The sequence below is a fragment of the Kineococcus gynurae genome (assembly GCF_042433995.1).
GTDB lineage: Bacteria > Actinomycetota > Actinomycetes > Actinomycetales > Kineococcaceae > Kineococcus > Kineococcus gynurae.
In genome coordinates, this window is the sequence record NZ_JBHLUI010000012.1 from 271,676 (window position 1) to 290,604 (window position 18,929).

General features: G+C 73.8%; 15 protein-coding genes and 1 pseudogene. 6 read left to right on the forward strand and 10 right to left on the reverse strand.

Features of this window, described 5'->3' with window-relative positions; all coding sequences use genetic code 11:
- Window positions 1-53 precede the first annotated feature (53 nt).
- Both ACFFKU_RS17240 and ACFFKU_RS17245 read right to left on the reverse strand, forming a co-directional pair.
- Window positions 54-626, reverse strand: a complete 573-nt coding sequence (locus ACFFKU_RS17240) for a DNA-3-methyladenine glycosylase I (protein ID WP_380139908.1) — start codon at window positions 624-626, stop codon at window positions 54-56.
- On the reverse strand, window positions 623-1,945 hold the full coding sequence (locus ACFFKU_RS17245) for an aspartate aminotransferase family protein (protein WP_380139910.1): 1,323 nt from the start codon (window positions 1,943-1,945) through the stop codon (window positions 623-625). The genes ACFFKU_RS17240 and ACFFKU_RS17245 overlap by 4 nt, the downstream gene beginning before the upstream one ends.
- Window positions 1,946-1,980: 35 nt before the next feature.
- Between ACFFKU_RS17245 and aroQ the strand changes: the two genes are divergently transcribed.
- A complete protein-coding gene (aroQ, locus tag ACFFKU_RS17250) occupies window positions 1,981-2,430 on the forward strand; it encodes a type II 3-dehydroquinate dehydratase (protein ID WP_380139912.1) in 450 nt (149 codons plus the stop codon).
- A 139-nt stretch (window positions 2,431-2,569) separates the two neighbouring features.
- Window positions 2,570-4,222: an FAD-binding oxidoreductase gene (locus tag ACFFKU_RS17255; protein ID WP_380140280.1), complete on the forward strand. Its 1,653-nt coding sequence runs from the start codon at window positions 2,570-2,572 to the stop codon at window positions 4,220-4,222.
- Window positions 4,223-4,259: 37 nt separating this feature from the next.
- Here ACFFKU_RS17255 and ACFFKU_RS17260 read toward each other — a convergent pair whose 3' ends face one another.
- The 5 genes and pseudogenes from ACFFKU_RS17260 to ACFFKU_RS17280 all read right to left on the reverse strand — a co-directional run bounded on the left by ACFFKU_RS17260 (window position 4,260) and on the right by ACFFKU_RS17280 (window position 8,877).
- The gene (locus ACFFKU_RS17260) at window positions 4,260-5,981 is read right to left on the reverse strand and encodes an ATP-binding SpoIIE family protein phosphatase (protein WP_380139914.1); all 1,722 of its coding nucleotides are present in this window, start codon (window positions 5,979-5,981) and stop codon (window positions 4,260-4,262) included.
- A 122-nt stretch (window positions 5,982-6,103) separates the two neighbouring features.
- Window positions 6,104-6,955: an SDR family NAD(P)-dependent oxidoreductase gene (locus ACFFKU_RS17265; protein ID WP_380139916.1), complete on the reverse strand. Its 852-nt coding sequence runs from the start codon at window positions 6,953-6,955 to the stop codon at window positions 6,104-6,106.
- Between the two features lie 25 nt (window positions 6,956-6,980).
- Window positions 6,981-7,895, reverse strand: coding sequence for an MFS transporter (locus ACFFKU_RS17270; RefSeq protein ID WP_380140281.1), 915 nt, complete (start codon window positions 7,893-7,895; stop codon window positions 6,981-6,983).
- A pseudogene (locus tag ACFFKU_RS17275) lies at window positions 7,893-8,300 on the reverse strand (MFS transporter); the annotation flags it as partial. The gene ACFFKU_RS17270 and the pseudogene ACFFKU_RS17275, both read right to left, overlap by 3 nt.
- A 49-nt stretch (window positions 8,301-8,349) precedes the next feature.
- On the reverse strand, window positions 8,350-8,877 hold the full coding sequence (locus ACFFKU_RS17280) for a hypothetical protein (RefSeq protein WP_380139917.1): 528 nt from the start codon (window positions 8,875-8,877) through the stop codon (window positions 8,350-8,352).
- A 211-nt stretch (window positions 8,878-9,088) separates the two neighbouring features.
- Between ACFFKU_RS17280 and ACFFKU_RS17285 the strand changes: the two genes are divergently transcribed.
- From ACFFKU_RS17285 to ACFFKU_RS17300, 4 genes are all read left to right on the forward strand, one after another.
- Window positions 9,089-10,009 carry an MIP/aquaporin family protein gene (locus ACFFKU_RS17285; RefSeq protein ID WP_380139918.1) on the forward strand — a complete coding sequence of 307 codons (921 nt, stop codon included), beginning with the start codon at window positions 9,089-9,091 and terminating at the stop codon, window positions 10,007-10,009.
- 99 nt (window positions 10,010-10,108) lie between these two features.
- Entirely contained in the window at window positions 10,109-11,641 is a 1,533-nt protein-coding gene (glpK, locus tag ACFFKU_RS17290) for a glycerol kinase GlpK (protein WP_380139920.1), read from the forward strand.
- 50 nt (window positions 11,642-11,691) lie between these two features.
- Window positions 11,692-13,398: a glycerol-3-phosphate dehydrogenase/oxidase gene (locus ACFFKU_RS17295; protein ID WP_380139922.1), complete on the forward strand. Its 1,707-nt coding sequence runs from the start codon at window positions 11,692-11,694 to the stop codon at window positions 13,396-13,398.
- 138 nt (window positions 13,399-13,536) lie between these two features.
- On the forward strand, window positions 13,537-14,781 hold the full coding sequence (locus tag ACFFKU_RS17300; protein WP_380139924.1) for a glycosyltransferase family 61 protein: 1,245 nt from the start codon (window positions 13,537-13,539) through the stop codon (window positions 14,779-14,781).
- On the opposite strand, the gene ACFFKU_RS17305 is transcribed toward ACFFKU_RS17300, so the two are convergent.
- The 3 genes from ACFFKU_RS17305 to ACFFKU_RS17315 are packed head-to-tail and all read right to left on the reverse strand — an operon-like array spanning window position 14,751 to window position 18,914.
- The gene (locus ACFFKU_RS17305; RefSeq protein ID WP_380139926.1) at window positions 14,751-15,551 is read right to left on the reverse strand and encodes an SWIM zinc finger family protein; all 801 of its coding nucleotides are present in this window, start codon (window positions 15,549-15,551) and stop codon (window positions 14,751-14,753) included. The two genes, ACFFKU_RS17300 and ACFFKU_RS17305, sit on opposite strands and share 31 nt — an antisense overlap.
- 2 nt (window positions 15,552-15,553) lie before the next feature.
- Entirely contained in the window at window positions 15,554-18,562 is a 3,009-nt protein-coding gene (locus ACFFKU_RS17310; RefSeq protein ID WP_380139927.1) for a DEAD/DEAH box helicase, read from the reverse strand.
- 10 nt (window positions 18,563-18,572) lie between these two features.
- Window positions 18,573-18,914, reverse strand: coding sequence for a YnfA family protein (locus tag ACFFKU_RS17315; protein ID WP_380139929.1), 342 nt, complete (start codon window positions 18,912-18,914; stop codon window positions 18,573-18,575).
- Between the last annotated feature and the right edge of the window lie 15 nt (window positions 18,915-18,929).

The window sequence follows — 18,929 nt, forward strand, 5'->3', positions numbered from 1 at the left end:
GGGGACGGCGTCGTCGGCCGGTTCACCGCTCCGACCGGCGCCGGTCACGGAACTCATCGGTCGCCCCCGCCGCGGGCGGGGCAGCGGGCCAGGTGGTCGTCGACGATCCCGAGGGCCTGCATCGTGGCGTAGGCGGTCGTCGGGCCGACGAAGCGGAAACCCCGCCGCTTGAGCTCCTTGGCCAGCGCCGTGGACGCCGGGGTCGAGGCCGGGACGTCGGCGAAGGAGGTCGGGGCCGGGGCCGGGGCCGGGGCGAAGCTCCAGACCAGCTCGCTGAGTCCGTCGCCCGCGGCCTGCAGGTCGAGCAGCGCGCGGGCGTTGCCGATGGTCGCCTCGATCTTCGACCGGTTGCGGATGATGCCCGGGTCGACGAGCAGCCGGGCCACGTCGGCGTCGTCGAAGCCGGCCACCCGGACCGGGTCGAAACCCGCGAACGCCGCCCGGAACCCCTCGCGCCGACGCAGGATCGTGATCCAGGACAGTCCCGACTGGAACGCCTCCAGGCTGAGCCGTTCGTAGACCTCCCGGTCGCCGTGGACCGGGACACCCCACTCGGTGTCGTGGTAGCGCTCGTAGAGCTCGTCACCGGTGCCGAAGCAGCGGAAGGGGACGCTGGACGTGATCATTCGCGGAGGGTGGCACCCGCCTCCGACACGACCTCGCCGAGGGCCCGGTCGAGGATCTCGACCCCGAGGTCGATCTCGGCCTCGGAGCTGGTCAGCGGGGGTGCGATGCGGAAGGTGCCGCCCATCCCGGGCAGCTGCACGACGTTCATGTGCAGCCCCAGGTCCAGGCAGCGGCGGGTGACGGCGGCGCCCAGCGCGTCGGCCCCCTCCTTGGTCGTGCGGTCGCGGACGAGTTCCAGACCCTGCAGCAACCCGCGCCCGCGCACGTCACCCACCACCTCGTGGCGCCCGGCCAGTCCGAGCAGACCCGCCCGCAGCCGCTCGCCCAGCTCGGCCGCCCGCAGGTCCAACCGGTCGCGCTGCAGGACGTCGAGGACGGTGTTGCCGACCGCGGCCACCATGGGGTCCGAGACGTGGGTGGTGAAGAACAGGAACCCCCGCTCGTGGGCCCGTTCCTCCAGCTCCGCGCTGGTCACGACCGCGGCCAGCGGCAGCCCGGCCCCGAGCGTCTTGGACAGGGTGATGATGTCGGGCACGACCCCGTCGCGTTCGAAGGCGTACCAGTTCCCGGTGCGGCACAACCCCGTCTGCGCCTCGTCCAGGATCAGCAGCATCTCGCGCTCGTCGCACTTGACGCGCAGCGCCGCGAGGTAGCCGGGTGGGGGTTCGAGGACCCCGCCGGAGGAGAGGATCGGCTCGACCAGGCAGGCGGCGAGCGCACCGACCGACTGGGCGTCGACGAGGTCGAAGGCGTGGTCGAGCTGGCGGCGCCAGTCCAGCCCGCCCTCGGGGGTCAGGAAGTCGGGGCGGTAGGCGTTCGGCGTGGGGATGGCGATGTTGCCGACGGGGGCCGGTCCGTACCCCTTGCGCCCGGAGCTGTAGGTGGCGGCGGCCGCGGCCTGCGTCATGCCGTGCCAGCTCCGCGCGAAGGACACGACCTCGAACCCGCCGGTGACCAGCTTGGCCAGGCGCAGGGCGGCCTCGTTGGACTCCGCGCCCGTGCTGAGCAGCAGCACCTTCTCCAACGGGCTGGGCAGGGTCGCGGCGAGGCGCCGGGCCAGGTCAACCACCGGGCGCGAGAGCATCCCGCTGAACAGGTGGTCGAGGGTGGCCGTGCCCCGGGCCACGGTCTCGACGATCTCCGGGTGGGCGTGGCCGAGGATCGCGCTCATCTGCCCGGAGGTGAAGTCCAGCAGCGCCCGGCCGGACTCGGTCCAGACGTAGCTGCCCTCGGCGCGCGCGATGATCTCGGGGGTGAACCCGCCCCCGTAGCGGACGAGGTAGCGACGGGCGTCGTCCCAGAACGCGTGATCGCTCATGGCGGCGACTCTAGGGCCCGGGTACCGTCGCGACCGTGCGCATCCTGGTGCTGAACGGCCCCAACCTGAACCGGCTCGGCAAGCGGCAGCCGGAGGTCTACGGCACGACGACACTGGCCGACGTCACGGCCGACCTGGAGGGCCTGGCGGCCGAGCTCGGGGTGTCGGTCGAGGTGCGCCAGACCAACCACGAGGGCGAGATGCTCGACTGGGTGCACGCCGCCGCCGACGACGGCGACCCGGTGGTCCTGAACCCGGCGGCCTGGACGCACACGTCCGTGGCCCTGCGCGACGCCTGCGCCGAGCTGCGGGCCGGGTTGGTCGAGGTGCACCTGTCCAACGTGCACGCGCGCGAGTCCTTCCGGGCGCACTCCTACATCACCCCGGTGGCGACCGGGGTCATCGCCGGCCTCGGTGTCGAGGGCTACCGTCTGGCGCTGCGCTTCCTGGCGGGACGGTCGGTGCCGGGGGCCGCGCGCGGTTAGGGTCGGGAGGGAGGCCGGGGTTCGTGTCGGAGGGGTCTGCTAGACCGTCCTACGTCCCCCCGGCTCCCTCAGCAGGGGTCGCAGCAGCAGGTCCGTCGTAGGTCGAGGAGTGGTCGTGGTCGAGAAGGCTGTCCAGCACATGAAGTGGTGGGGCTGGGGTCAGGAGGGCGTGGCCTTCCACCACCACGACAAGCCCGGGTTGGCCCCCTTCGCCTACCGGATGGCCGGCATCGACTTCAACGCCCCGCCCGTCCAGGTGCCGGACCTGGCCGAGCTCGACGTCCCCGCCTCGCAGGCCCCCGACGGGCTGCGCAGCGCGCTGGTCGAGGCCGTCGGGGCCGAGCACGTGCACGACGACGACCTCACCCGGGTGGTGCACACCTACGGCAAGAGCATGCGCGACCTCGTCCGCATCCGGCGGGGCGACTTCGGCCGTGTGCCGGACCTGGTGGTCTACCCCGTCGACGAGGCCCAGGTCGAGGCCGTGCTGCGCACCGGTCTGGACTCCGACGCGGTGCTCATCCCGTTCGGGGGCGGCTCGAACATCGTCGGCAGCCTGGAGGCCCCCCGCGACGAGTCGCGCCCGGTCGTCTCGGTCGACCTCGGCCGGATGCGTTCGGTGATCGAGGTCGACGAGACCTCGCAGACCGCGCGCATCCAGGCGGGTGCCCTGGGCCCGGACCTCGAGGCCCAGCTCAACGCCCGCGGTTGGACCATCGGGCACTTCCCGGACTCCTTCAAGCACTCCACCCTCGGCGGTTGGATCGCGACCCGGTCCTCGGGCATGCAGTCCGACCGGTTCGGCGACATCGCCGACATCACCCGGGCGGTCCGGGTCGTGACCCCCAAGGGGGTCGTGGCCACCCGGGCCGTGCCCGTGCAGTCCGCCGGTCCGAGCGTGCGCGAGATGGTGCTGGGCAGCGAGGGGCGTCTCGGGGTCATCACCGAGGCCCTCGTGCAGGTCCACCGGCTGGCCGAGGAGCGGGTGATCCTCGCCTACTTCTTCCCCGACTACGGCAGCGGGCTGCGGGCGATGCACGACGTCGCGGCCTCCGACGCCGCACCCAGCATCACCCGGGTCTCCGACGCCATGGAGACCCAGTTCACGATGGCGACCGCCAAGAAGGGGTCGCGCCTGTCGGCGCTCATGAGCAAGGGCGTGAAGGTCTACGCGGAGAAGCGCAAGGGCATCGACCTGGACAAGATGTGCCTGTCCTTCATCGGGTACGAGGGTTCCAAGGAGCACGTCGCGCGGACCAAGCGCCTGGTCGGCGAGATCGTCAAGAAGCACGGCGGGTTCGGCGTCGGCTCCGGGCCGGGGACCCTGTACGACCAGAAGAAGTTCGACACCCCCTACATCCGCGACTTCATCCTGGACCGCGGCGCCTACGGCGACGTCTCGGAGACCTCGAGCTCCTGGGCGACCCTGGAGGTGCTGCACGACAACGTGGTCGCCGCCGCGAACAAGGCGTTCGCCGAGCAGGGGACGCAGGGTTTCGTGTTCTGCCACCTGTCGCACAGCTACCACTCGGGGGCGTGCCAATACTTCACGTTCGCCTTCCAGCCGCCCGCGGAGGGTGACGGGCTGGCCGTCTACGACGCGGTCAAGCACGCCATCCAGCAGGCGTTCATCGACAACGGCGGGACGCTCTCGCACCACCACGCGGTGGGCCGCGAGCACAAGCCGTGGGTCGGTGACGACCTGTCGTCGGCCGGAGCCCAGATCGTGTCCGCCCTGTTCCAGGGGGTCGACCCGGGGCGCAACCTCAACCCGGGTGCCATCGTCGACTGACCTCGAGCCGCCCCGGGCCCGGTCGGGCCCGGGGCGCTCAGAGCCGCAGCTCGGCCCAGACGGTCTTGCCGTCCCCGCGCGGGGAGACCCACCATCGCTCGGCCACGACCTCCACGATGCCGAGACCGCGCCCGCCGAGGGCGTCGTCGTCGGCGTCACGGGGGCGGGGGTGGGAGGTCGAGGAGTCCTCGACCCCGAGGAGCAGGGTGCGGCTGCTCGTCCGGTACTGCAGGACGAGGACGGCCCGCGTCGCGGTGTGAACCAGCGCGTTGGTGACGAGTTCGCTGGCCACGAGTTCGGCCAGGTCGACCGCGTCGGGCAGTTCCCAGCGCCGGAGCGTCTCGCGCAGGTGCTTGCGTCCGCGCGCGACGGAGCGGACGTCGTCGGACAACGACAGCCGGCTCTCCCAGCGGTCGGCCACGGGCCCGGAGTAGTCCACGACCACCAACGCGGCGTCGTCGGTGCGGGTCCTCGACGCGGGGTCCATGACCCGGGAGGTGAGGTCCTCGGCCGGGACGTCGGCGTAGGCGCGCAGCACCGCCTCCAGGGTGGCCAGTCCGGGGTCGACGTCGTCGAGCGGGTCGACCACGCCCTGGCTGCGCCGCGGCCAGGCCAGCACCCCGTCGGTGTAGAGGAGCAGCCGCGAGCGTTCCGAGAGCCGGTGGCGTCCCTCGGTGAACACCACGTCGGGCTGCACCCCGAGGGGTGGCCCGGCCTCCACGTCGAGCGGAACCACCTTCTCGGCGTCGAACAGCAACGGGACCGGGTGGCCGGCGCTGGCGACCGTCACCTCACCGGTGAACTCGTCCAGCCGCAGCAGGCAGCAGGTGGTGAACAGGTCGGTGTCGGCCAGGGCCAGCAGCCGGTTGGTGCGTTCCAGGACGGCCCCGGGCGAGTGCCCCTCGGCCACGTAGGCCCGCACGGCGGTGCGCACCTGGCCCATCAGCGCCGTGGCCGCGGCGTTGTGCCCCTGCACGTCCCCCACCACGACGACCACGGCGTCGTCGGTGCGCACCGCGTCGTAGAAGTCGCCGCCGACCTCGGCGTTGTCCCCTCCCGGCAGGTAGCGGGCTGCCAACGAGACGGCCTCGCTCCAGGGCAGCCGGCGGGGCAGCAGGGCCTCCTGCAGCGCGTGGGCGGTGTCCACGGCCTGCCGGGACTGCCGCAGCTCGGCCGCGGTCAGGGCCTCGTGGCGCAGGATGCGCTCCCGCTGCAGCACCACGACGACCAGGTCGGCGAGGTCGCTCAGGTCCCGACGGACCCGGTCGGTGATCCCCACGGTCTCGACGTCGAAGACGCAGAGGGACCCCAGGGTGTGCCCCTCGGGGGTGATCAGGGGGGCCGAGACGTAGCTGCGCACGCTGCTGAGCCGGCCGTCGACCCAGGGGTTCGCGGCGAAGCGCGGGTCCAGCGAGGCGTCGTCGACGGCCACCAGGGCACCCAGCGCGACGGTCTGGGCGCACATCGAGTGCTCCCGGGCGCACACGCTGCGGTCGAAACCCTCGGCGACGATCTGTCGCTGGTAGCGCTCGTCGATGATGTTGACGACCCCGTACGGCAACCCGGTCACGCGGGTCGCGAGACGCACGATCGTCTTGAGGTCGTCCGAGGGCGGGGCCTGGACGTCGACGTAGTCGTGGACGGCCACGAGCCGGGCCCGTTCCCGATCCTCCGCCCCGCCGCCCGGCAGCGTGGCGAGGGTCAGCGGACCCGGTGCCCCGTCCCCCTGGCGACCGGGATCGGGGGTCGCGTCTGCCATGCACCGATCGTAAGGGAAAGGTGACGCTGGGTGCACGAAATGCCGGTCGGATCGCGTCGAGAACCGGTCAGCAGCGCGTCAGCAGCCGGTCAGCGGCGGGGAACCGGCCGGTCGGCCGCGGTTCAGTCCTCCGACCGGGGGTGGCGCCGGGCCGCCCCCGAGGGCGAGGAGTTCCAGAACCGGCTGACGACCGAGCGCGGGGCGACGTCCAGCAGCCCGGCGATCGCCCGCCAGCGGCGGGTCGGCACGCTGACGCCCCGCCCGGCCATGAGGTCGTCCAGGGAGGTCTGCACGACGTCGTCGACGTCGAGCCAGATGCGCTTGGACAGCGCGGACCGACCGCCCGAGTGCATGCCGGACCGACCGTGGAACTCGGTGCGCACGTAACCGGGCTCGACCACGGTGGCGCTCACCCCGCTGCCCCGCAGCTCCCCGCTCAGGGTCTCGGTGAGGACGATGACGTAGGCCTTGGCCGCCGAGTAGTGCCCACCGCCGGGCACCAGCCCGGCGACCGAGCCGACGTTGAGGATGCGCCCGTGCCCGCGGGCGGTCATGGCGCCGGTGGCCGCCCGGGAGAGCACCAGGACGGCCCGGCAGAGCACGTCGAACATGCGCTCGTGGTCGGCCAGGACGCCGTCGACGAAGCGCTGCCGCAGCCCGAACCCCGCGTTGTTGACCAGCACGTCGACCGGGTGCTCGGGGCTCGCGACCCGCTCGGCGACCCGGGCCAGCGCCTCTCGGTCGGAGAGGTCCGCGGCCAGGATCTCGACCTGCACCCCGTGCGTGGTCCGCAGCCGGTCGGCGGTGGCCTCCAGCCGGGCGACGTCGCGGGCCACCAGGACCAGGTCGTGGCCCCGCGCGGCCAGCTCGGCCGCGTACCCGGCCCCGAGGCCGGCCGTGGCGCCGGTGACCAGGGCGGTCGGGCGGGTGGCGGGGCGGGAGAGCGGGGCGGGGGCGTCCGGACGTTCGGTCACGGGGGGCGAGCATAGGCCCCCGGGTTCAGGCGACCTCGACCGCGGGACGGGCGTCGTGCGCCCGGCGCCAGGCGCCCTGCACCAGCAGGGCCAGCACGGCGGCTCCCACCACGGCCACCGCCGCGGCCGCGAACGACTGCGGCGGGCCGTGGTCCTCCAGCAGCTTGCCCGCGAGCGCGTTGCCCGCGGCGGCCCCGGCGGTGACCGCGCTGGAGAGCCACGCCTGCGCCTCGCCGAGCCGGGCCGGGGGCGCGGTGTCGTCGACCACGCCCTGCAGCACGATGAGGTTGGGGGAGATGAAGAGGCCGGTCAGGGCCAGCACCGGGACGAGCAGGAGCAGCGACGGGTCGCCGTCGCCGGTCCCCGCCAGCAGGGCGACGGCGACCAGCCCCGTCCCGAAACCGCCCAGCAACCAGGGCAGCCGGCCGCGGTCGGGCCCCTTCCAGTCGATGGCCCCGTAGAGGAGCCCGCCGACGGCGCTGCCCCCGGCGATGCCCGCGAACAGGTACCCCAGGGAGTCGGCCGAGCCGAAGATCTCCTCCGCCAGCCCGGCGAGGGACACGTCGAGCAACCCGAAACCGACGCTCATCGCGGCCAGGACGACGAAGGCGGGCAGGACCCCGCGGGCCAGGACGACCGGCCGCGGACGACCCCCGCCGGCCTCCGACCCCGGTCCGGCGTGCGCTCCGACGTGCGCGCCGGAGCCCGTGAAGCTGCGGGCGGCCCCGGTCAGCGCGTACCCGACGCCCCCGAGGGCCAGCAGCGCGGCGGTGATGACCAGCGGCACCACGGGGGTCGCGATCGCCAGCAACGCCGTGAGCAGCAGCGGCCCCCCGACGAACAACGTCTCGACGGCCACGGCGTCGAGGGCGTAGCCGAGCTTGCGGCGCGCCGGCTCGGGCGCGACGACCCGCCAAGCGGCGCGCATGGCGGCGCTCATCGGCGGGAACGTCAGGCCGACGGCGGCGGCCAGTCCCACCACGAGCGCCGCGGGGGCGGCCGGGGTGGCGGTGGCCAGCGTGGTCGCCAGCAGCAGGGCGGCGCTCACCGACGACGACCACGCGATCGTGCGGGGATGGCCGAAGCGGTCGAGGCCGCGACCCCACACGGGGGAGCCGACCGCGACCCCCACGGCGAAGGCGCCGGCGACGAGGCCGGACAACTCCCAGGAGTCGCGCAACGCCCGCACGAGGAGGACGAGGCCCAGCGGGGCCATCGCCACCGGGGCGCGGGCGACGACCGTGGCGAAGAAGGGGACGGCGACGACGGGGTCGCGCAGCAGGGCGAGGTACTGCCTCATCGACGGGTGCGCGGTGGGTCGGAGCGGTGGGGCGGGACGGGCGTGTTCATCACGCTCAGCATCGCCCCTCGCGGGCGGTGACGCCCGACCCGGGTCAGCCGAGGGTGCGGATGCGGGCGCAGTGCCCGCCGTCGGCGCGGGCCACGGCCAGCGCGTCGACGGCCTGCTGGACGGTCTCGCGCCCGTCGTGGGCCCGCAGCAGGGCCAGGCTCGCGCCGATGCTCACGCGCACCCCGACGCGGTCGGGACAGGTCAGCTCGGAGAGCTCCAGCGCCACCAGGAGGGTGTCGGTGACCCGCTCCACGACGCCCTCGGCCGCGGCCGGGGGCAGCGCGGTGAGGACCACGGCCGCGTGCCGCTCGTCCAGCGCGAACCAGGTGTCGCCGGCGCGCGTCCCCGCACGCAACCGGGCGACCACGTTCTGCAGCGGCTGCTCCGGCGTGTCCGGGCACTCCTCGGGACGGGCGTCGGCGGCCAGGATCAACAGCGCGGTCACGGTGCCGTGGCGTCGGTCGTTCTCGACCAGCCCGTCGACCGTCTCGACCAGCCCGGACCCGTGCGCGAGCGACAGGGCGTCGACGGCGGGCGGGGTCGTCAGGAGGGTCGTCGGGAGGGTCGGCATGGTCCTCCTTCGGCAGGTCCGGCTCCGACCTTGAGCCGTCCGGATGGTTCGGGCCGTGACCTCGCTCACCCGGGGGGCCCGGCCGCGGACCCTCGCCGCGCCTCCGGATCGTTCGACATGGTCGAACTCCTCGCGTTGACCGACCCCCGAGGCGTTCCTACCGTCGAGACCGCGGGAAGCACCCAACCCTTCGACTCGACGAGGAGTTCGTATGTCGCACCGCACCTCCACCGCAACCGGCACCGATCGTGACCTGTCGGTCCATCGCACCGCCCCACCCGTTCCCCGCCTGCGCGCCGAACTGCTCGCCGAGTTCGCCGGCACGGTGATCCTGATCCTCTTCGGGGTGGGCGTCGTCGCCCAGGTCGTCGCCGCCGGCAACGGCGGGGACGACTCCGTCCACTGGGCCTGGGGCCTCGGGGTCACTTTCGGCGTCTACGTCGCCGGCCGGACCAGCGGCGCCCACCTCAACCCCGCGGTGACCCTGGCCCAGGCCGTCTACCAGGGCTTCGCCTGGCGCAAGGTGCTGCCCTACTGGGCCGCCCAGCTCCTCGGCGCGTTCGTGGCCGCCCTGATCGTGCGCTGGGTCTACGACGACGCGATCACCGCCGCCGACCCGGGCCACACCTTCGAGACCCAGGGCATCTTCTCCACCCTGCCCGGGGACAACGTGAGCATCGGGACCGCATTCCTCGACCAGGTCGTCGGCACCGCGATCCTGGTGTTCCTGATCTTCGCCATCACCGAGGTCCGGGCCACGCCCCCGGGGGCGAACCTGGCCCCCTTCGTGATCGGTCTCGTCGTCGTCGGGATCGGCATGGCCTGGGGCAGCAACGCCGGCTACGCGATCAACCCGGCCCGTGACCTCGGCCCGCGCCTGGCCACGCTTCTCACGGGGTACGACACCGCGATGCGCGAACCCGGGGGGAGCCTGTACTTCTGGGTGCCGATCGTCGGCCCGCTGGTGGGTGGCGTGATCGGCGGCGGCCTCTACCGGTTGCTGGTCCAGAAGCACCTGCCCGCCCCGGAGGAGCAGCCCGAACCCGGCCGACTGCCCGAGACCACGCCGACCGAGGCCACGCCCGCCGGGACGACCCCGGCCGCGAGCGCCGCGACCCCTCCCCGATCCTGATCCCGACCGTCCGGCACCCGTTCCACCCTTGACCCACCCCTGACCCACCCCTGCCCCACCCCGGTTCCCGGGACCCAGACCTGCAGAGAGGCAGATCCCATGGCCAGCTCGTCCTCCGCCCGCTACGTCGGCGCCGTCGACCAGGGCACGACCTCCAGCCGTTTCATGGTGTTCGACCACGGCGGCAACGAGGTGGTGAAGTACCAGCTCGAGCACACGCAGATCATGCCCAGGCCCGGCTGGGTCGAGCACGACCCGGTCGAGATCTGGGAGCGCACCTCCTCGGTCATCCAGTCCGGGCTGCGCCAGGCCGGTCTGTCCGCCGACGACCTCGTCGCGCTGGGCATCACCAACCAGCGCGAGACCGCCGTGGTGTGGAACCGGAAGACCGGGCGCCCCTACTACAACGCGATCGTCTGGCAGGACACGCGGACCGACCGGCTCGCGACCGCGCTGGACCGCGACGAGCGGGGGCAGACCATCCGGCGCAAGGCCGGCCTCCCGCCCGCGACCTACTTCTCCGGGGGCAAGATCCAGTGGATCCTGGAGAACGTCGACGGGGTCCGCGAGGCCGCCGAGAACGGTGACGCGATCTTCGGCAACACCGACTCCTGGCTGGTCTGGAACCTCACCGGCGGGCCCCGGGGCGGTGTGCACGTCACCGACGTGACCAACGCCAGCCGCACGATGCTGATGAACCTGGAGACGCTCGACTGGGACGACGAGCTGCTGGAGATCTTCTCCGTGCCCCGCTCGATGCTGCCCGAGATCAAACCCTCCTCCTGCTCGGAGGGCTACGGCAGCACCACCGCCGAGGGGCCGCTGGGCGGGGAGGTGCGGCTCACCGGGATCCTCGGGGACCAGCAGGCCGCCATGGTCGGCCAGGTGTGCTTCGAGGCCGGGGAGGCCAAGAACACCTACGGCACGGGCAACTTCATGCTGCTGAACACCGGGACCGAGCTGGTGCGCTCCGAGGCCGGGCTGCTCACGACGGTCTGCTACCGGTTCGACGACCAGCCGCCCGTGTACGCGTTGGAGGGTTCCATCGCCGTGACCGGTTCGGCGGTGCAGTGGTTGCGCGACCAGCTCGGCATCATCTCCGGTGCCTCGCAGTCGGAGTCGTTGGCCGCCTCGGTGGAGGACTCGGGCGGTTGCTACTTCGTGCCCGCGTTCTCCGGGTTGTTCGCGCCCTACTGGCGTTCCGACGCCCGCGGCGCGATCGTCGGGCTGTCGCGCTACAACACCAACGCGCACATCGCCCGGGCCACGCTGGAGGCGATCTGCTACCAGAGCCGCGACGTGGCCGAGGCCATGTCGAAGGACTCCGGGGTCGCCGTCGACGTGCTGAAGGTGGACGGGGGCATCACGGCGAACAAGCTGTGCATGCAGCTGCAGGCCGACATCCTGGGGGTCCCGGTCTCCAAGCCCGTCGTCGCCGAGACGACGGCGCTCGGTGCCGCCTACGCGGCGGGTCTGGCGGTCGGGTTCTGGTCCGGCACCGACGAGCTGCGCGAGAACTGGAACGAGGGCGACCGGTGGGAGCCGACCTGGAGCCAGGAGCAGCGTGAGGACGGGTACACCGGATGGAAGAAAGCCGTCGAACGGACGTTGAACTGGGTGGACGTCGACTGACCGGCCCGGCGGGATCGACGACAAGGTTTTCGAGGAGAGGGAGCTGACTGGTGGAGACCAAGGCGCTGTCGGCGCAGGCGCGTTCGGACGCCCTGCGGGAGATGGCCGAGAAGGAACTGGACGTCCTGGTGATCGGTGGTGGGGTGGTCGGCACGGGAGCCGCCCTCGACGCGGTGACCCGGGGACTGCGGACGGGGTTGGTGGAGGCCCGTGACTGGGCCAGCGGCACCTCCAGCCGGTCCTCCAAGCTCGTGCACGGTGGGCTGCGCTACCTGGAGATGCTGGACTTCGCGCTCGTCCACGAGGCGCTGCGCGAGCGGGGGTTGCTGCGCAACCGGTTGGCGCCGCACCTGGTGCGTCCGGTGCCGTTCCTCTACCCCCTGACCAAGCGGTTCGCCGAGCGTCCCTACGTCGGGTCGGGCATCGCGCTCTACGACGCGATGGCGATCTCCGGGGGCAACAACACCGGTTTCCCGCTGCACCGCCACCTCACCCGGCGGGGCGTCGCCAAGGAGGCCCCCGGCATCCGCAAGGACGCCATGGTCGGGGCCATCCAGTACTACGACGGCCAGGTCGACGACGCCCGGCACACGATGATGATCGCCCGCACGGCGGCCGCCTACGGGGCGTTGGCGGCCAACCGGACCCGGGTCCAGCGCTTCGTCCGCGAGGGCGAGCGGGTCGTGGGCGCGGTGCTGAAGGACCTGGAGAGCGGGGCGGAGATGACCGTCAAGGCCAAGCAGGTCATCAACGCGACGGGGGTGTGGACCGACGAGACCCAGGAGCTGGTCGCCGCCCGCGGGCAGTTCAAGGTGCGCGCCTCCAAGGGCATCCACCTCGTCGTGCCGCGCGACCGCATCCAGTCCAAGACCGGGATGATCCTGCGGACCGAGAAGTCGGTCCTGTTCATCATCCCGTGGGGTCGGCACTGGATCGTCGGGACGACCGACACCGACTGGACGCTGGACAAGGCCCACCCGGCCGCGACCAGTACCGACATCGACTACGTGCTGGACCACGCCAACACCGTGCTGCGGTCCCCGCTGACCCGCGCCGACGTCGAGGGCGTCTACGCCGGGTTGCGCCCGCTGCTGTCGGGGGAGAGCGAGTCGACCTCCAAGCTGTCGCGCGAGCACGTCGTCGGGCACCCGGTCCCCGGGCTGGTCGTGGTGGCCGGCGGCAAGTACACGACCTACCGCGTCATGGCCAAGGACGCCGTGGACGTGGCGGTCGACGGGCTGGACGGGAAGATCCCGGAGTCGGTCACCGAGAACGTCCCGCTGGTCGGGGCCGAGGGGTACCAGGCCATGTGGAACCAGCGGCACATGATCGCCGCGCGCGCCGGCATCCACGTCGACCACGTGGAGCACCTGCTCAACCGCTACGGCTCGCTCACCACCGAGCTGGTCGCGCTGATCGAGAAGGACCCGGAGCTCGGCAAGGTGCTGCCGAAGGCCGACGACTACCTGGCCGCCGAGGTGGTCTACGCCGCCACCCACGAGGGGGCCCGCCACCTCGACGACGTCCTCGCCCGCCGGACCCGGATCTCGATCGAGACCTACGACCGCGGAACCGAGAGCGCGGAACTGGTGGCGGACCTCATGGGCGACGCCCTCGGCTGGGACGCCGAGCGGCGGGCGTCGGAGGTCGAGCACTACCGCGGTCGGGTGGAGGCCGAGCGGGCCTCGCAGGAGCAGCCCGACGACGAGAGCGCCGACCGGATCCGGCTGGGCGCGCCCGACATCGTCCCGGCCTGACCCGGACGCGGTCCCAGCACCACCGGCACCACCGCACCACCGGGGCCGGGCCCCGACCCCCTCACCGGGGTCGGGGCCCGGCCCTCTCCCGTCACGGCACAGTCGCGACGGGTCGTTGAGCGTGGTAAGACCTGCGCCGTGACGGTCACCGCCGACCCGCGCCCCCACGTGGGCCCCGGCTACCTCGTGCGCACGGGCGTCCGGCGGGTGCGCGAGCGTCGTCTGGCCGGTGTCGAGGCGGGGCACCTGCCGCCGGCCACCACCGTCCGACGACTCACCGAGCACCCGCGGGTGCGGGCCGTGACGCTGCGCCCGTCCGCCCGGCACGAGCTCCCCGTCCCGCCCGGTCTGCGTCGCAGCGACCACCGGGCCTGGTCGTGGGGCGGGGGGGACGTCCCGGCGGAGGTCGCCCTCGACGTCGCGGGGGCCGAGGTCGCGGGGGAGGACGGGTGGGTGCTGGTCGACGGCGAGCTCGTCGACGACCTGTGGGTCGACGCCTGGTACCCGACGCGTCGTCTCGCCGGCCGCGAACCCGGGGTGGGGGCGGGGGCGGCCCGGACCGACCTGCCCGGGGTGGCCCGGCTGCCGGGGACGACGGTCAACCTGCTCACGCCGTGGGCGTGGAACTACTACCACTTCAGCGTCCAGGGGGCCCCGCGGCTGGGGCTGCTGGAGCAGGCCGGCTGGCTCGAGGACGCGCTCGCCGCCGACACCTGGCTGGTGCCCGACCCGCGCCACGCCTGGGTCGGGCAGTGGCTGGACCGCATGGGCGTCCCCGTCGACCGCCGCCGCACGCTGCGGCGCGGTGAGCGGGTCGCCGCCGAACGCCTCCTGGTCACCTCGGTGCCCTCCGCGAACCGGTGGGTCCCGCCCTGGGTGGTCGAGTGGATGCGCCGGACCGTCGACCCGGGCACGGCGCCGGCATCCACCGCAGGCCCGGGTCGGCGGGTGTTCCTGGACCGTGAACCGCAGGACAAGCGCCGCATCGTCAACCGCGACGAGGTGCTCGCCGTCCTGGCCGAGTTCGACGTGGAGGTCCTGCGGACGGGCCGTCTCCCGTTGCGCGACGAGGCCGCCGAGGTCGCGGCGGCCGACGTGGTGGTCGCCGTCATCGGGGCCGCCTCGGCCAACCTGGCGTTCTGCCGACCCGGGACCCGCGTCGTCGAGATCCTGCCCGCCGCCCTCGTCTCGGCGGCCACCGCGAAACTCTGCCGCAGCGCGGGTCTGGACTACGCCCTGGTCCGGGGCCGGGAACCGTCCCTGCCCTGGCCGCTGCGGTTCCCCGACTCCGACGCCGACGTGGTCGTCGACGCGGAACTGCTGCGCCGACGCCTGCGGGAGGCGACCGCGGCTCACCCCCCGCTCTCGCGCAGCCGGGCGTAGAACGGGCGCAACGCGTCGGCCAGACCGTCCCCGCCGGGCCCGAGCAGCGTCTCGTCGAGGTCGTCGGCGACGGTCCGGCCCGGGGCCCGGCGGGCGAAGGTCAGCTCGGGGACCGGCCCGCCGAGGCGGTGGAAGCGTTCGGGGGCCGGGTCCGGGCCGGGTTCGGCGGTGCTCTGCCCCGAGGCCGCGGACTCGATGCGCCGCAACAGGTCCGCGACCGGGATCCCGCGCAGCAGGAACAGCAGGGTCGGGTCCTCGTCCAGACGTTCGGCGAGCACGTACACCGTGGCGGCGGCGTGCTTGCACGGGTCGCCCGCGTCGGGACAGCTGCAGTCGTAGGCCAGGTGCCCGGCCGCGGGCAGCAGCTCGACCCCGGTCTCGGCCAGCAGGTCCGGCATCGCCCGGGGCACGTCCCCGGCGAACAACGGGGCCAGCAGCAGCGGGTTCTCGACCGTCACCGCCACCACCGCCTCGACCTCGGCGGGTGTCCAGCGCCGGACGAGGATCTCCACCAGGTAGGGCCGCGGACGCGACCCCTGCACGCGCGCCGTCACCGCCCCGGCCCGGGGGCGCAGTTCGGCGACCTGACCGCTGCGGGCGTAGGTGCGGCCCCGCGACAACCGGCCCGCGTCGCGACCGCTCTGCAGCTCGTCGATGAAACTGCTCGACCACCAGGTCTGCGCGATCCGCCCGCGCCGCGAGGCGAGGGGCGTCCCCGACCCGGGTCGGCGCCGCCCGAACCGTTCGAAACCCTCCTCCGGGGCCGCCACGGTCAGTCCCCGACCGCGTCGGCGCCGAGGACGACGAGCTCGCGCAGCGCGTCGTCGTCGAGATCGCCGATCCAGCTCTCCCCGGCGCCGACGACCGCGCCGGCGAGGTCCTGCTTGCGGGTGATCATCGCGTCGATCCGTTCCTCCACCGTTCCGGCGCAGACGAACTTGCGCACCTGCACGCGCCGCTTCTGCCCGATCCGGAAGGCCCGGTCGGTCGCCTGGTCCTCGACGGCCGGGTTCCACCACCGGTCCACGTGCACGACGTGGTTGGCCGCGGTGAGGTTCAACCCGGTGCCCCCCGCCTTCAGCGACAGGACCATGACCGGGGGACCGGCCGGGTCGGCGAACTCCTCGACCATCCGGTCGCGCCCGGAGCGGGAGACCCCGCCGTGCAGGAACGCCACCTCCCGCCCGGCCCGCTCGGCCAGGTGCGGGGCCAGCCGGGACCCGAACTCGGCGAACTGGGTGAAGCAGAGCACCTTCTCGCCCTCGTCCAGCGCGGCGCCCACCACGTCGTCGAGCAGTTCGAGCTTGCCCGACCGGTGCCGACCGCGGTGCAGCAGTGCCGAACCGTCGGCCAGGTAGTGCGCCGGGTGGTTGCAGATCTGCTTCAGCCGGGTCAGCGTCGCCAGCACCAGACCCTGCCGGGACACCCCCTCCACCTCGGGTTCGGCCAGGCGCTTCAGCAACTGCTCGACCACCGCCTGGTAGAGCGCCGCCTGCTCCGGGGTCAGGTTCGCCCGCACGGTCATCTCGATCTTCTCGGGCAGGTCCCCGGCGACGGTCGGGTCGGTCTTGACCCGGCGCAGCAGGAACGGCCGGGTGAGCGTGGCCAGGCGTCGGGCCGGTTCGGCCTGGCCGAGCTTCTCGATGGGGACGGCGAAGGTGTCGCGGAACGCGGCCACCGACCCGAGGATGCCCGGGTTGGCCGTGTCCAGCACCGCCCGCAGGTCCTCCAACCGGTTCTCCACCGGCGTCCCCGTGAGGGCCACCCGGTGCCCCGCGCGCAGCGCCCGGACCGAGCGCGCGGCACGGGTCGCGGTGTTCTTGACGTGCTGGGCCTCGTCCAGGGCCACGCGCCGCCACGCGGTCCGGGCCAGGTCCTCGACGTCGCGCACGAGCAGGCCGTAGGTGCACAGCACCAGGTCGTGCCCGGCCGCGGCCCGGTCGAACTCCTCACCGCGCGCCCGCTGCGGGCCGTGGTGCAGCAGCACCCTCAGCTCCGGGGTGAACCGGGCCGCCTCGGCCCGCCAGTTGCCGATCACGCTCATCGGGCAGATCAGCAGGGTGGGACCGCGCCCGGGGGAGGTCTCGGCCTCGTGCTGCAGCAGCGTCAGCAGCTGCAGCGTCTTGCCCAGCCCCATGTCGTCGGCGAGCACCGCCCCCAACCCGGCCGCGGTCATCGCCGCGAGCCAGCTCACCCCCCGGGCCTGGTAGGGCCGCAGCGTCGCCCGCACGCCGCGGGGCGCGGGCAGCGGGGCCAACCGGTGCTCGGCCGTCCCCGAGAGCAGGTCGCCGAGCACACCCGCCGCCCGCAGGTCGACCACGGGGGCGGGCAGGGCGCGCGAGGACAGCGACGCCAGCACGTCGGCCAGGCTGGCCTGACCGGACCCCTTGCGGCGCAGGAACTCGGCGCAGCGTTGCAGCACCTCGGGATCGACCTGCACCCATTCGCCGCGGAACTGCACGAGCTCCGAGCGCGACTCGACCAGCAGGCTCAGTTCCGCCGGGGTGAGTTCCTCGCCGCCGAGCGCGACCTGCCAGCGGAAGGCGGTGAGGTCGTCGCGGCGCAGCTGCGGGTCGGTCACCGCTCCCGGTTGCCCGGCGGAGACCGCGAGCGACAGCGTCAGGGCCCGCTTCGTCCACCGCCGCGGCAGCTGCACCACCACCCCGGCCGCGGTGAGCCGGGGCGCCCCCGTCTCGACCAGGTCCAGCAGCTGCTCCGTCGTCAGGTCCACGTCGGTCCGGTCGTTGCCGGTGAGCAACCCGCGCAGCGGCGGCCACGCGGTCCCGGCCCGGGTGACGGCGGCCAGGAACACCAGCAACGGGTCCTCGCCCCCACCCGGGCCGCCCGCCGACCCGCCCGCCGCCTCGGCCCGGGCCTGCGCGGTGGTGAGCAGGACGCTCGGGTCGTCCACCGGCCGCAACCGGGCCTGCAGCCGCCAGGTCCGGCCCTCCTCGGGTTCGGCGCCGCCGACCGGCTCGACGACGCGCAGGACCAGGTCGAACCCCGTCGTCTCCCCGCTGCGCTGCCAGTCGCGGACCCGTCGGGCCAGGCCCGTCAGACCCCCGGCCTCGACCTCCCCGTCGTGGACGAGCGCGTCCACCCAGGCGGTGACCGCGGTCGCCGTCGGCCCGGGAGCCGGACGCACCCCGGCGCCGACGCGCAGCATCCGCAGGTCGCACAGCGTCGCGACCGCCGCGTCGAGCACGTCCGCGGCCGCGCCCCGGTCTGGGTCCACGACCCGCAGCACCGGCGGGCAGACCTCGGCCATGGCCGTGCGCCAGCGCTGGAAGCGCTTGTCCGGCAGCGGGATCCACCGCGCTCGGAACCGGCCCGAGCCCACCGGGTCCTCGTGCAGGTCCGGGACCACCGACCCCGCGGCCACGGCTCCGGCGACCGTGACGGCCAGGTGGGCCAGCCAGCGCAGCCCGTCGCCCGCGGCCGCCGCCGGCAACCGGCCGACCTCCTCCAGCACGTCCAGGACGACGGGCCCCAGGACCTCGCTCGTCTCCAGCTCGTGCTCACGCAGCCCGGTGTCGGTCCGCGCCCGCGACGTCGAGGCGGTCGCGCGACCCGCCGCGGTCGTCGGCAGCACGAGCCCGATCCGCCGCCGCCGGGCCGCCCCCAGGGCGTGCAGCAGCGTCGGGGTCGGCGGGCCGCCCAGGGCGGCGAGGGCCGCGAGATCCGGCTCGCGAGCCGGCCCCGGTGCCCGGCGGGGGACCTCGACCCAGAGCAGCAGCGAGTCCTGGGGGCTCCAGGCCCCGTGGACCCGTGGTGTCGGCACGGGGCCGACCCTACGATCCGGTCCCGACACGGGGGGCGTACATGATGATCGCGACCCCGACCAGGCAGACCAGCGCGCCCGCGACGTCGTAGCGGTCCGGGCGGAACCCGTCCAGGGCCATGCCCCACAGCAGCGACCCGGCCACGAACACGCCCCCGTAGGCGGCGAGGATCCGCCCGAAGTGCGCGTCCGGCTGCAGGGTGGCGGCGAACCCGTAGGCGCCCAGCGCCAGCACCCCGGCCCCGATCCAGATCCAGCCGCGGTGCTCGCGGACGCCCTGCCAGACGAGCCAGGCCCCGCCGATCTCGAGGAGCGCGGCCAGCACGAACAGGAGGACGGAACGCAGCGGCACCGCCCGACCGTAACG